Source organism: Burkholderia sp. lig30, from assembly GCF_000687455.2.
Taxonomy (GTDB): Bacteria; Pseudomonadota; Gammaproteobacteria; order Burkholderiales; family Burkholderiaceae; genus Burkholderia.
Genome location: NZ_JGVW01000049.1, coordinates 112840 through 125415, shown reverse-complemented (window position 1 = coordinate 125415; position 12576 = coordinate 112840). Strand labels below are relative to the sequence as shown.

General features: G+C 68.4%; 12 protein-coding genes. All 12 read right to left on the bottom strand.

Annotated features, from left to right (window positions below):
- The 12 genes from LIG30_RS03915 to LIG30_RS03860 all read right to left on the bottom strand — a co-directional run bounded on the left by LIG30_RS03915 (position 1) and on the right by LIG30_RS03860 (position 12359).
- Positions 1-1185, bottom strand: a complete 1185-nt coding sequence (locus LIG30_RS03915; protein WP_038709796.1) for a beta-ketoacyl-[acyl-carrier-protein] synthase family protein — start codon at positions 1183-1185, stop codon at positions 1-3.
- Entirely contained in the window at positions 1182-3584 is a 2403-nt protein-coding gene (locus tag LIG30_RS03910) for an MMPL family transporter (RefSeq protein WP_038709795.1), read from the bottom strand. Before LIG30_RS03910 ends, LIG30_RS03915 begins: the two co-directional genes overlap by 4 nt.
- Positions 3584-4285: a LolA family protein gene (locus LIG30_RS03905; protein WP_038709794.1), complete on the bottom strand. Its 702-nt coding sequence runs from the start codon at positions 4283-4285 to the stop codon at positions 3584-3586. The genes LIG30_RS03910 and LIG30_RS03905 overlap by 1 nt, the downstream gene beginning before the upstream one ends.
- Positions 4273-4704: an acyl-CoA thioesterase gene (locus tag LIG30_RS03900; protein WP_038709792.1), complete on the bottom strand. Its 432-nt coding sequence runs from the start codon at positions 4702-4704 to the stop codon at positions 4273-4275. The genes LIG30_RS03905 and LIG30_RS03900 overlap by 13 nt, the downstream gene beginning before the upstream one ends.
- Positions 4701-6284, bottom strand: a complete 1584-nt coding sequence (locus tag LIG30_RS03895; protein WP_038709790.1) for an HAL/PAL/TAL family ammonia-lyase — start codon at positions 6282-6284, stop codon at positions 4701-4703. Before LIG30_RS03895 ends, LIG30_RS03900 begins: the two co-directional genes overlap by 4 nt.
- Entirely contained in the window at positions 6271-7986 is a 1716-nt protein-coding gene (locus LIG30_RS03890; protein ID WP_038709789.1) for a glycosyltransferase family 2 protein, read from the bottom strand. Before LIG30_RS03890 ends, LIG30_RS03895 begins: the two co-directional genes overlap by 14 nt.
- Positions 7983-9677 (bottom strand): AMP-binding protein, encoded by a 1695-nt coding sequence (locus LIG30_RS03885; RefSeq protein ID WP_038709958.1) that lies wholly within the window; start codon positions 9675-9677, stop codon positions 7983-7985. Before LIG30_RS03885 ends, LIG30_RS03890 begins: the two co-directional genes overlap by 4 nt.
- Positions 9674-10249, bottom strand: coding sequence for a hypothetical protein (locus LIG30_RS03880; protein WP_442856839.1), 576 nt, complete (start codon positions 10247-10249; stop codon positions 9674-9676). Before LIG30_RS03880 ends, LIG30_RS03885 begins: the two co-directional genes overlap by 4 nt.
- A 101-nt stretch (positions 10250-10350) precedes the next feature.
- On the bottom strand, positions 10351-10602 hold the full coding sequence (locus LIG30_RS03875) for an acyl carrier protein (RefSeq protein WP_038709786.1): 252 nt from the start codon (positions 10600-10602) through the stop codon (positions 10351-10353).
- Positions 10603-10605: 3 nt separating this feature from the next.
- Positions 10606-10905, bottom strand: coding sequence for a phosphopantetheine-binding protein (locus tag LIG30_RS03870; protein WP_038709957.1), 300 nt, complete (start codon positions 10903-10905; stop codon positions 10606-10608).
- Positions 10880-11674, bottom strand: coding sequence for a lysophospholipid acyltransferase family protein (locus LIG30_RS03865; protein ID WP_038709785.1), 795 nt, complete (start codon positions 11672-11674; stop codon positions 10880-10882). Before LIG30_RS03865 ends, LIG30_RS03870 begins: the two co-directional genes overlap by 26 nt.
- Positions 11658-12359 (bottom strand): beta-ketoacyl synthase chain length factor, encoded by a 702-nt coding sequence (locus LIG30_RS03860; RefSeq protein ID WP_038709783.1) that lies wholly within the window; start codon positions 12357-12359, stop codon positions 11658-11660. Before LIG30_RS03860 ends, LIG30_RS03865 begins: the two co-directional genes overlap by 17 nt.
- Positions 12360-12576 lie beyond the last annotated feature (217 nt).

Genomic DNA, 12576 nt, shown 5'->3' with positions numbered 1-12576 from the left:
TCACCGGGCAAGAATCAGGCTGACATTGCTGCCGCCGAACGCGAACGAATTGCTCATCGCGTATTGCGTGCCCGTGCCGCGCGGCAGATAGCGTTCGTCTTCGACGAGATCGAGCGCGGGCAACGCGGGATCGGCTTCGCCGTCCCACACGTGGCGAGGCAACGGGACATCGTCGCGCGCCAGCGTCAGCCACGCGAATCCCAGCTCGCTTGCGCCGGCCGCGCCGAGCTGGTGGCCCGTCAGCGGTTTCGTGCCGCTCGCGGCGACGCCCTGCGGAAAGACTCGGGACATCAGATGCGCTTCCATCTGGTCGTTCTTCACGGTCGCGGTCGCGTGCAGATTGACGTAGCCGACCGCCGACGGCGCAATGCCTGCGTTGTCGAGCGCGGCACGCAGCGCGAGCTCGCCGCCGACGCCTTGCGGATCGGGGGCGGAAATATGATGCGCGTCGCTCGATTCGCCGGCGCCGACGAGCGCCACCGGCGCCTCGTCGCGACTCATCAGAAAGACCGCGGCACCTTCGCCGATGTTGATCCCGCGGCGCTTCGCGCTCATCGGGTTCATGCGCGTCGCGCTGGTCGATTCGAGCGATGCGAAGCCCTGCAGCGTCAGTTCGCATAGCGAATCGACTCCGCCTGCGACGACCGCGTCGCACAGCCCGAGCTGCAGCAGGCGGCGCGCCGACACGAACGCCTTCGCGCTCGACGTGCACGCGGTCGAGATCGTGAACGCCGGGCCTTGCAGATCCAGTGCGGCGGCGGCAAACGGCGCGGCCGTGCCGATTTCCATCTGCCGGTAGTCGAACGCGGGCGGCATGGCGCCGGTTTGCGAGCGTTGGGCGAGTGCGGCTTCGGCCGCGCCGATGCCCGACGTGCTGGTGCCGAGCACCACGCCGATGCGGCGCGCGCCGAAGCGCGCGCGCGCGGCCTCGATCGCGGGCCGGATTTGCGCGAGCGCGGCGAGCAGCAGGCGGTTGTTGCGGCAGTCGTAAGCGGCCAGCGCGGCAGGCGGCGCAAGCTTGAGCGGCGCCGTCACGCGGCCGGCGAAGCGGGTGCCGGCGCGCGTCTCGATCGGGCCCATGCCGGGGGCGCGGCCGTTCGCCAGTGCAGCGGCGATCGCTTCCACGTCGTCGCCGAGCGCATTGATCATGCCGAGCGCATGCAGATAGATTCGTGGCGCGATCACGCGCTCCTCCGTTGAGTCGCGGGGATGCCCATCGGCGCGAGCAGCACGGACACCATGATGCCCAGCGACAGCGTCGAGCCGAAGCTCCTCAGCGCCGGCATCGAACTCATGCCGAGCATGCCGAACGACAGCAGGGTGGTCGACGCCGACAGCAGCACACCGGTCCACACCGCACCGAGATCGGTCCGGGCGCGCATCGCGCCTTCGCGCAGGAACACCGCGTAGTTCGCGCCGACGCCGATCACGAGCATCAGCGCGAGCGAGTTGAAGAGATTGAGGGGGATGCGCGCGTATCCGAACACGGCGAGCGTGACGCCGATCGCGAGCCATGCCGGCAGCGCGACCTCGATGCCGCCGCGCAGCCCGTAACGCACCATCAGCATCACCAGCACGAGCGGCAGCGCACCGGCCAGCCAGATGCCGCTGTCGACGCGATATGCGCCGAACAGCCGGGACACGCTCGCTGCCTTGTCGACGAAGCTCACGCCGGGCAGCGATTGCGCGACCGCGATCAACGCCGCTTCGTTCGACGCGGACACGCCCTGCGGGATGACGACCGAGGCGAACGCGCCCGGCGTGCTGGCCGAGCGCCCGAGCCACAGATGACGGAACGGCTGCGACCAGGGTTCGGCGAGCCAGCTGTCGACATGCAGCACCGCCCCGGCCGATTTCGCGTACGCGGCGAGCCACCCGTCGGCGACCTCGTCGCGGAAGCCCGCCCGGGCCAGCAGCGCACGCAACGCGGCCGGATCGTTGAATCCGTGCGCGGCGACCAGCGCCCGGTCCGCCTGCTGCTGCCGGGCGGACGGCACGAACGACGTCACGGATTGCCAGCCGCTGACCCGGGACGGGCCCGTCAGTGCATCGAGCTTGTCGCCCAGCGCTTCGGTGCGTTCGAGCACCTGCTCCTGCGACGCGCCTCGCACAACGAAAAACTGCGAGCCGCTGTCGACCCCGACCGCATCGCCGACCTCGCGCTCCTGCGCGACGAGCGACCGGTCGCGCTGGATCAGCAGATGGATATCGTCGTCGCTGACGATCTGCAGCCAGCCCGGCACCGCGAACAGCGCCAGCAACGCGGTGACGAACAGTGCCCGCCGCCCGCCGATCAGCGCGTGCCACTTCGCCAGCATCGTTGCGGCCACCGCGAACAACGTGTGCGGACTACGTGTTGCCGGACGCGTGAGCAGCGAGGGCAGCAGCCAGATCACCGATGCAAACGCCGTCGCGATTCCGACCATCGCGAAGCACGCGATCTGCTTGAGCGCCGGGAACGGCGCGAAGGCGAGGATCGCGTAGCCGACCAGGCTGGTCGCGAGCGCCACGGTCAGTGCCGGCAAGACCTCGCGGGCGCCGCGCTGCGGATGCCAGCCGCGCTGCGCGCCGAGATAGACGACGAAGTACTGGATCGAATAATCGACGGCCTCGCCGATCAGGCTCGCGCCGAACACGAGCGTCAGCAAATGCAGCTTGCCGAACACGAGCAGCGTCGCCGCGAGCGCGCAGAGGATGCCGAGCGCGGTCGACACGAAGCCGAGCACGATCAGGTGCGGCAAGCGGAAAATCCACAACATCAGCAACGCGATCCCGACCACGGACACGATGCCGATCGCGTGCATTTCGCGCTCGGACGCCGCGCGCGCGGCTTCGGCGTAGAACACGGCGCCGGTTCTGGCGACCGTGACATCGGGGCGCGCCGCTTTCACGGCCGCTTCGCCGCGCGCGACCGCCGCGCGCACGGCGCGCTGGACATCGGCCTCGTACGCCGATCCCGGCAGCGTCGCGACGACCAGCACGCGGGTCGACGCGCCGCGATGCGCGACGAGCAGGCCGTCCTCGATCGTCAGGTTCGACGTCGCGAGCGGCAATCCGGCCAGCCAGTGCTGCAGCCAGCCGAACGGATCGTCGGCGAGCGGCGTGGCGAGGCCGGCGCTCGGCAGTCCGTAGAGACGCTGTGCGAGCGCATCCTGCAGCGCCGTCGGGCCGCCGGCGACGAGCGGGCGATCAGCCGGCGCGAGCAAGCCGAAGCGATAGGGCGAATAGAACCGCGCGATCTGCGACACGTCGAACGGCGGCAATTGCGCGGTTACCGAGCTGAAGGCGCCGCTCGCCGCGAGCGTCGCGCCCAACTGCTTCGCCGCGGCTTTCGCGTGCGCCGCGTTGTCGCTCGTCACGAGGAACACGGCCCGGTTGCCGAGCGCGCCGGCGAGCCGGTCGACGGCTTCTTCCGCGATCGGATCGGCCTCGGTGACCGGCAGCAATGCGAGCAGGTTGGTCTGCAGCGGCGACGGGCCTGCGAAGCGCCACGCGCAGTAGAGCGCCGCCGCGAGCGCGAGCAGCAGCCACGCGGCGCGCAGGCGCCACGCTGCTCGGGCGGTGCGAGGTTGAAGCGTGTCCACTATGGCGTTCCGAACAGCGCCCGGTCGGCGGGTGTCAGGTTGGTCACGGCCGTGCTGCCGTCGAAGTCGATCTGCGTGACGTCGCCGTTCGCCAGCCCGATCCGCACGCGCTGCAAATAGGCGCCGCCGCTCATCTGCAACGTGCGGATCGACTGCGCGAGCTGCGGCTGGTTCGGGGTGAGGCGCATTTGCCAATGGCCCGGCGCGCCATGCGCTTCCACATCGAACTGCGAATACAGCGCGCTCAGGTCGCCGGCCAGCATCGCGCGCATCATCTTCGAGATTTCGGCGGCGCCGCGCGCCCCCTGCGCGTTCCGGCCCGCCACCCGCTGGCCCGCGGCGTTGATCTCGGCGATGCCGGCATCGCTCATCACCCAGGTCGCCTTGTAAGGCGTATCGACCTGCCAGATCACGCCGCGTTCGCGGAACAACAGCAGCGAGCCCGTGCTGACGAGCGGGGCCTTCATCGCGGCCAGCGTCTGCGTTTGCGTGAAACGCGCGCGGACGCCTTTCGCCTGCGCCAGGTGGGCCGCGATCTGCGACACGAGCGCGATGTCGCTCGCGGGCACGCTGGAGGCGGCTGACACGGCCAGCCGGGCGGGCTGGGCGGGCGCGGAGGAACCGGCCGGCGACACCTGCGCGTGCGCCTGCGACGCGAGCAGCACGACCGCGGCCGCGGCTCGGAGCGTCAGCGTGCCCATGCGCGCTCCAGCTTCTCGAACACGACGGGCGGCGACACGAATTGCAGCTCCTGCGTCGCCGCGCTGACCGCGACCTGGATCGTGTATCCCTTGGTCAGGCGGGTGGCCGACGCGCGATCGAAAATCTCGTAGCCGATCTTCAGGCGGTTTTCGTGTTCGAGCAGTTGCGCGCGCACTTCGAGCTTCTGCCCGTAGACGGCGGGGCGCACGTACTTCAGGTGCGCCTCGACGACCGGCCACAGATAGCCCGATGCCTGCATCTCGCGGTAGTCGTAGTCGAATTCGCGCAACAGCGCGGCACGGCCGATCTCGAAGTACTTCAGGTAGTGGCCGTGCCAGCACACGTTCATCGCGTCGACGTCGTGGAACGGCACTTCGATGTCCGCGCTTGCGGTCAGGAGGGTGGGTGTGTCGTTCATGCTGCGACCTCGCACGCGTGGCCGACGAGCTCGCCCGCCGCGATACGCGCCGTCAGCGCGCGCAATTCGTGTTCGAGCGCCCGGTCCTCGTCGATGAACGGCGAGCCTGCGCGAACGTCGTCGATGAACGTGCGCAGCGGCTCGGGGATGACCGTCGCGCCGTTGATGCGCAAGCGCAGTTGCGCGGCTTGCACGGTCGCGAGCGTATGCGCGGCCGCCACCTGTTCGGTCAGTTCCAGCACGCGCAGGCAATCCCGCGCGGCGATCGTGCCCATGCTGACCTTGTCCTGGTTGTGCGCTTCGGTCGAGCGCGAAAACACGCTCGCCGGCATCGTGTGCTTGAGCGCTTCGGCCGTCCACGCGGACGACGAAATCTGCACTGCCTTCAAGCCGTGATTGATCGGCGCGCGCGCCGACGTCGCGCCGGACAGGTTGCGCGGCAGGCCGTTGTTGAACTTGTCGTCGACGAGCAGCGCGAGTTGCCGGTCCATCAGGTCGGCGAGATTGGCGACCGCCGTCTTCAGCGCATCCATCGCGAACGCGATATGCCCGCCGTAGAAGTTGCCCCCGTGCAGCACGCGCTCGCCGTCGGGGTCGATCAGCGGGTTGTCGTTGGCGCTGTTCAGTTCGTTCTCGACGTCGCGGCGCACCCAGCTGAGCGCGTCGCAGGCGACACCGATGACGTGCGGCGCGCAGCGAATCGAATAGCGGTCCTGCAGCCGGTGCCCGGCCGTGTCGGCGCGCCCGGTCAGGTCGTCGCGAATCCACGCGGCCGCTTCGGCCTGGCCGGCGTGCGGCTTCGCTTCGAAGATCAACGGATCGAAATGCGCGGCCCGGCCGTCGAGCGCGACGGTCGACAGCGCCGTCAGACGCGCGGCGAGCCGCGCCAGATCCGACGCGCGCGCAAACGCGAGACACGCGAGCCCCGTCATCACTGCCGTGCCGTTCATCAGCGCGAGGCCTTCCTTGGGCGCGAGCGTGAGCGGCTCGTGGCCGAGCGCCAGCCAGGCCTCGCGCGCAGTGCACGGCACGTCGTGGAACAACACGTCGCGCTCGCCGACCAGCGCCGCGGCGACGTACGACAGCGGCGTCAGGTCGCCGCTCGCGCCAACCGAACCCTCCGACGGGATGCGTGGCAGCACGCGATGATTGATCAGGTCTGCCACGCGTTCGAGCAACACCGGCCGCACGCCGGAGAATCCGTAGGCGAGCGAGTTCAGCCGCGCGACGATCACGGCGAGTGTCTGCTCGCGATCGAGATACGCGCCCATCCCGCAGCCGTGATAGCGCGTGAGTTGCAGCGGCAGCGCTTCGACCAGCTCCATCGGCACGTCGACGACGCATGCGTCGCCATAGCCCGTATTGACGCCGTAGACGGTCGCCCCCGACGTGAGATGACGGCGCAGGAAATCGGCGCCGCGCGCAATCCGGCTGCGCCATACGGGGTCGGTGCTCAGGCGGACGGACGCGCACTGCCGCGCCACCGCGACCACTTCCTCGATGGCGAGCCGCCGGCCGCCGATCACGACGGCATCCGCGGCGACGCCGGCGCCGGCATCGTTCAGGTCATGTTCGGCCATTCGCGCCTCCACTGGGGCGCGCCCAGAAATCGTAGAAATTGAACCATTGGTAAGGCGCCTTGCAGCAGTAGTGCTCGAGGCGCTCGGCATAGCGTTGCGTCCATGACGCGAGATGCGCGGCGCGTTCGCGCCGCGGCAGTTCGATGCGCTCGGCGAACGGCTCGAAGTAGAGCCGGTATCCGTCGCGCTCCTTCAGGCAGAAGAACAGGTAGACGGGGCACGCGAGCACGTGGGCCAGCACGTACGGCCCTTGCGCGAACGGCGCGCTCGCGCCGAGAAACGGCACGTGCGTGGTCCGGTCCGATTCGCGCGCGGGCGTCCGGTCGCCGACGATCACGAGCCACTCGCCGCGGTCGATGCGCGCCTGCATCATCAACGCGGTCTGCGGGCCGAAGTCGTTGACCTCGACCATGTGCTCCGCGAAATCGCGGTGCGCGGTGGCGAGCGCGCGGTTGAAGCGGCGGGCGTGCTCGGTATAGACGATCGCCGTCACCTTCGTTTGCGCGCCGCGCACCGCCAGCGCGCGCGCCATTTCGAGGTTGCCCAGGTGCGAGCCGATGATCAGCGCACCGCGCCCGCTTTCGATCAACGCGTCCAGGGCGCCGCCGTCATCCAGTTCGACGTCGGCCAGGTCGATCCGGCCCGACCAGGCGGCCAGCTTGTCCAGGCCCGATCGCGCGAACGCGAGCATGTGCCGGTATGCGGAGCGCCAGCCGGGGCGCGGCGTGTTCTCGCGCGGCGAGAACTGCCGGAGTTGCGCGAAGTAGCGCCGCGAAGCCTCGCGCGCGGGGCGCCCGGTCAGCAGGAAATAGGCGACGATCGGATACAGCCAGAGCGCAGTGAGGCGCGGGCCCACGAGACGGCATCCCAGCACCAGCAGCATCATGCCGAGGTGGCTGCCCCGCTCCGCCATGCGCCACCAGTGCGTGCCGCCGGCATTCGCCGGCGCCGGTGCGCGGCGCGGCAGAAGCTTGTGCGCCAGCAACAGCGGCAGCCGTGCCAGCATGCCGGCCACGAGCCGCGTATGAGTACGGCTGATCCGCACGTTGTCCCACAGCACGTCGAAGTGCGACACGCCGTCCGCGTCGTAGGTCACCGCGGTCGGCACCCACACGAACTCGACACGCCGCCATTGCAGCCGCACCAGGATCTCGATGTCGAAGTCCATGCGGGTCGGCAGCGCGACGCTGTCGATCAATGCGCCGGTGATGGCAAGCGGGTACAGACGAAACCCGCACATCGAATCGCGAATCGTGAACGACAAGGTTTCGATCCACACCCAGACGTGCGTCAGATAGCGTCCATACAGACGCGCTTTCGGAACGGATTCGTCATAGACCGGGCACCCGACGATCATGGCGTCCGGTTTCGCGCGCGCGGCGTCGAGAAAGCGGGGTACGTCGGACGTGTCGTGCTGGCCGTCGGCGTCGATCTGCAGCGCGTGCGTGAAACCCGCCGCACGTGCCGCGCGAAGACCGGCCATCACCGCCGCGCCTTTGCCGCCGTTGACCGGCAAGTGCAGCAGCGTGAGCTGGCCGGCGTACCGCTGCGCGAGTCCGGCGAGCACCTGCCGGGTCGCGTCGTCGCTGCCATCGTCGACGACGATGAGCGGCAGGCCGTGCCCGATCAGGTTGGCGACCGTCGCGCCGATCGCATCCTTGTGGTTGTAGATCGGGATCACCACACAGGCGCTCACGCTCATGCCGGCTCCCCGTAGACGATGACGCCGGACGTGCAGACGCGCTCGCCGAGGCGATACGCGAATTGCACGCGCCGGCGCGCCGCGTCGTGCGTCAGCACGAGCCTGAGCATCGCACCGCCGAGCACCGGCGCCATGAACTTCAACTGGTCGATCGAGTGCGGCGCCCGGGCCGCCGGCACATGCTCGCTCGCGAGCCGCACGGCCCAGTCGACCTGCACGACGCCCGGCAGGATCGGCAAACCGGGGAAGTGACCCGCAAAATGGACCAGCGTGTCCGGCACGTGCAGCTCATAGAAGTGCTCGTTGTCGCAGCTGGCCTCGGCCAGTATCTCGAAGCCCTCATCTCGCACGTCGAACATGCGGGCGATGTCGGCGGCGCGCAGCTTTCCGCGCGCGTCGAACGGCAATGCCGCGCGGAAGCGCCAGTAGCGCGGCAGTGCCGCCACCTCGACATGCGCGGCGAGATGGCGGCGCAGGGTCTTCACGAGCTGGACGCGGCCTTCGCGGCGCAGCGCTTCGTTGCCCGCGCCGGAGAGCACCACGAGCGCGCCGATGCGCTCGCGCGACGGGCCGTCGATCGGCGTCGTCGCGGCCTGCGCGACAAACGGATGCTGCTGCAGACGGTTTTCGAGTTCCGCGAGCGACACGCGTTTGCCGTCGAGCTTGACCACGCGGTCGAGGCGGCCTTGCAGGCGAAAGCGTCCGTCGCCGTCGAACGCGGCTGCATCGTCGGTGCGATGCCAGTCGTCGTGGCCGAGATGTGGCGAGCGCACGGCGAGCGCCCCGTCGTCGGTGCGCCGCACGTCGATGCCCGGCATTGGCTGCCATGCGTCCGATTCGCTTTGCATTCTCCACGCGATCCCGCCCGTTTCCGTGCTGCCGTAGATTTCGCGCGGCGCGTTGCCGAACGTCGCGGCGAACTGCTGTGCGCTTTCCGGCGACAACGGACCGCCCGACGAGAAGAACGCGCGCGGCCTGGGCTCGAGCGTCGCGAAGCCGGGCAGATCGGGCCAGCGCGACAGTTGTGCGGGCGTCGACACGACGACCGTCGCACCGCAGTGCGCGATGCGTGTCTGCAATTGCTGCGGATCGGCGCAGGTTGCGCGGTCGAGCGCGCGTCCTGCCGCGAGCGGCCAGAACACGCGGAACAGCATGCCGTAGATATGGTGATGCGGCACGCTCGCGAGCACGTTCGCATCGCCGAGCAGCGCGCCCCACTGCGCTTCGAGCGTGCGGACTTCGGCATCGAACTGGCCGAGCGTCTTGTGGACCGCTTTGGGCGTCCCGCTGCTGCCGGAGGTATAGAGCGTGAGCCGCGCGTCCGGATCGATCGAGTGTGCGGCGTCCGCGCCCGTCGCGCGCGCCGCATCGGCGTCGAGCGCGGTCAGCTCGGCATCGGTGAGCAGCGCATCGTAGGCATCGGCCAGTTCCGCAAGATAGCCGGGCGTCGCGTTGCCCGGAATCACCGGCTCCTTGCCGCCGGCCAGCAGGCCGAACAGCGCGCATGCGAATGTGTACGGATCGTCGCTGCACAGCGCGAAGCGTTGTCCCGGGAGGGTGTGCACCTGTGCGGCGATGCAAAGCGCACGGGCGCGAAATGCCTGAAGGGTGATCGTGGCCGAGCCGTCGCGGCACACCGGCGTGCCCGCCGCGCCACGCGCCGCGTCCAGGAGTTCGTGCAGCGCGATCATGACGTCACCGCCCGCGCTGCCCTCGGCAGCATGATCCACTTGCGCCAGGCGATCTCCCCGACCAGCAATGCGCCGATCAACAAATAGGCGATCGCGCCGTTGTAGAGCGACCACGCGTCGCGCGGCCAGCAAAACGCCGTATACGCGGAGAAGGCGCCGTTGATCGCGAAGAACACGCTCCACACCTGCGTGACGCGGCGCGTGTAGCGCACCACGTGCGCGGGCGGATCGGGGTAGGCGCGCCGGGCGAATTTTTCCACCATCGATGGCCCGTTCACGAGCGTCGCGCCGAAGGCGGCAAGCAGCCCGAGGTTCACCAGTGCGGGATACAGACGCATCAGCAGCTCGTTATCGGTCAGCGCGATCGCCACCGACGCGCAATTGAGCACCCCCACGACGATCCAGTCCACCGCCGTCAGCTTGCGCAGCGTCGCCGCGAGCGGGCCCGTGCCCGCGACCCGCTGCAGCCACAGCAACACGAACAGCGCGCAGCCGACCTGGCGCGGCGAGTCCCAGCGCCACGCGCACAGGATCACGACCGGATAAGCGAGATACGCAACGAGCCGCAACATGCGACGAACGCCGCTGCGAGCGGGTGCGGCAACGGGCGCGTCGCGACGCGCGTCTTCGGCAAGGTGCGCCGCCGGTTCGGCGGCGGCGTGCTCGGACGGCATCAGGCTTGTGCCGCGAGCAGCGACTCGACCGCGACGATCACGTCGCCCACCGTGCGAACCGACTTGAACTCTTCGGGCTTGATGCGGCGGCCGGTCATTTCCTGCAGCTTGATCGCGAGATCGACGGCATCGATGCTGTCCAGATCGAGCTCCTCGAACAAATGAGCCTCCGGCGTCACGCGCGCCGGGTCGATCGCGAAGTTGTCCTGGAGGATGGCGCGGAGGCGCTCAAGAATTTCTGCCTCGGTCACGATTCAGTCTCCCTTGCCTGCAATTTCTTCCAGCACGGCGTCGTCGTTGCGCTGGCTGGCGACCCATGCCGCGAGCGTGTTGACCGAGCGAAAATGGTCACGCACGTGTTCGTCGTCCGCGGCGATGGTCAGTTGATAGTGTTGGCGCAGCACGATGCCGATCTCGAGCGCGTCGATCGAGTCGAGTCCCACTCCGTTGGTGTCGAACAGCGGAGCGTCGTCATCGATGTCGTCGGGCGTCAGGTGTTCCAGATCGAAGGCTTCGATCAGAAGCTGCTTAATTTCCAGTTTTAAAGAATCCATGCTCGTACAGGTGCTGGGTGATGTGTGCTTCGATGGCGCCGGTGACATGGCGTGCCGCAAGCGCTTGAGGTGTCTCGCGCGAGGCGAGAGGCTCGATGCGGACCGGATCGAGCACGCTCACCGTGATGCGAAACGGCCGCGCGGGCACGTGGTACCAGCGCATCTGCTTGGTGAAGGCGGGCGGGTCGCAGTGCATCAGAACCGGCACGACCGGCGCGCCGGCCTTGAGCGCAATGTAGGCAAAGCCGCGCGAGAACGCGTGCAGGCGGTTGGGGGCGGGACTGCGCGAGCCTTCGGGGAAAATGATCATCGTGTAACCGGCCGCGAGTTGCTCCACGCAGTTTTCGACGAATCCGGCAGGATCGGCGTTGCTCACGTATCCGGCGGCCCGCACGATGCCCCAGAAGCACGGATTACCCCAGTGCGCGTTCTTGACGACGCAGCATGCGGACGGCATCAGCGCCAGCAGAACCATCACGTCGAGATAGGTCGGATGGTTTGCCACGACGATCGCCGGTGAGCGTGAACGCAATTGGGCGGCGCCGGTGACGTCGAGCTCCATCACGCCGATGCGCTGCAGCACCGCGACCAGCACGCGGAAGAACCGGTGGATCACCGTCGTCACCGCGCGTCGCCGCGACGCACGATGCGGCCAAAGGTGCGCAAGCGGAAAGGCGACGATCGAGAAGAGCACCCCGCATACGCCGAACACCATGAAGCTCATGCCGGTGGCGAACAGGCGCCAGCCGTAGTTAAGCCGTGCCGCCATGCCATCCCCATCGCCATGTGACGCCAGCGCCTTGCCATGCGGCCGCGCGCCCGGCGTCGAGACAGTCGTGCAGTGCTTCGCTTTGCGTCGCGAAGTGCCGCGCGCTCGCCGTTTCGGGCGTTTCATCGACCGATACGGCGCATGTGAGGTGTCCTGCCGCGGGTTGTCCGGCGTCGAGCAGCAGCGCGCACGCGCCCCGTTGCACGTCCTGTTCGACCGCGCCGTATGCGGCGTCCGCCGGTTCGTCCGCATAGACGATCAGCACTGGCGCGGAGGGCTGCTCGGTGTATTGCGCATGGGCTTCGAGCAACGCATATCCGAGCGTTTCGGCGCCGGCCGAAATGGCGGTTGCCGGCGACCGGTCGTGCCGTGCGATCCCGAACAGCCCGGACATCGCGTTCAGAACGGAAAGGCTGAAGGCGTTCGGCGAGACCGGCTTGCCGGCCTCGATGCCGTGCAGGATGTCGGTGGTGCGCCGCAGTTCGCCATGTCGCGACGCGAAGATCATCCGCACCTGCGGTTGCGCGTTCACGCAGTCGTGCGCGACTTTCAGTGCCATCCGCGAAAGCGAGCTCAACCGGCGGCGCATCATCGGATCGATGAACGCGACGTCGGGTGCGTTTTCGGCGGTTGAAGACCAGAAAGACCAATGGGCAACCGGCAGGGTCCAGCTCAAATCGGGCATATCGGCATTCGCGAGTGGGCGGGCACGTCGGTCAGGCTGCGTATCAAGACGGCGCTTGAATATCCCGCCCGGCACAACAGGCGGAGGTTCGGTTACAGTCCATTACGGCATCTGGCGCGAATTATTTAGAGGGAAAACGAAATAATTCGCCGTGCGCGCCGTATTTCATAAAAATTCTCTTTTGCATCAGTGGTTTATGCTGATTTGATTCAGCGTT

Bases quoted from the DNA above. Each gene is read 5' to 3' on its own strand.
- LIG30_RS03905 (WP_038709794.1), bottom strand. From the start codon at position 4,285: ATGGGCACGCTGACGCTCCGAGCCGCGGCCGCGGTCGTGCTGCTCGCG.
- LIG30_RS03900 (WP_038709792.1), bottom strand. From the start codon at position 4,704: ATGAACGACACACCCACCCTCCTGACCGCAAGCGCGGACATCGAAGTG.
- LIG30_RS03895 (WP_038709790.1), bottom strand. From the start codon at position 6,284: ATGGCCGAACATGACCTGAACGATGCCGGCGCCGGCGTCGCCGCGGAT.
- LIG30_RS03890 (WP_038709789.1), bottom strand. From the start codon at position 7,986: ATGAGCGTGAGCGCCTGTGTGGTGATCCCGATCTACAACCACAAGGAT.
- LIG30_RS03885 (WP_038709958.1), bottom strand. From the start codon at position 9,677: ATGATCGCGCTGCACGAACTCCTGGACGCGGCGCGTGGCGCGGCGGGC.
- LIG30_RS03880 (WP_442856839.1), bottom strand. From the start codon at position 10,249: ATGTTGCGGCTCGTTGCGTATCTCGCTTATCCGGTCGTGATCCTGTGC.
- LIG30_RS03870 (WP_038709957.1), bottom strand. From the start codon at position 10,905: ATGGATTCTTTAAAACTGGAAATTAAGCAGCTTCTGATCGAAGCCTTC.
- LIG30_RS03865 (WP_038709785.1), bottom strand. From the start codon at position 11,674: ATGGCGGCACGGCTTAACTACGGCTGGCGCCTGTTCGCCACCGGCATG.
- LIG30_RS03860 (WP_038709783.1), bottom strand. From the start codon at position 12,359: ATGCCCGATTTGAGCTGGACCCTGCCGGTTGCCCATTGGTCTTTCTGG.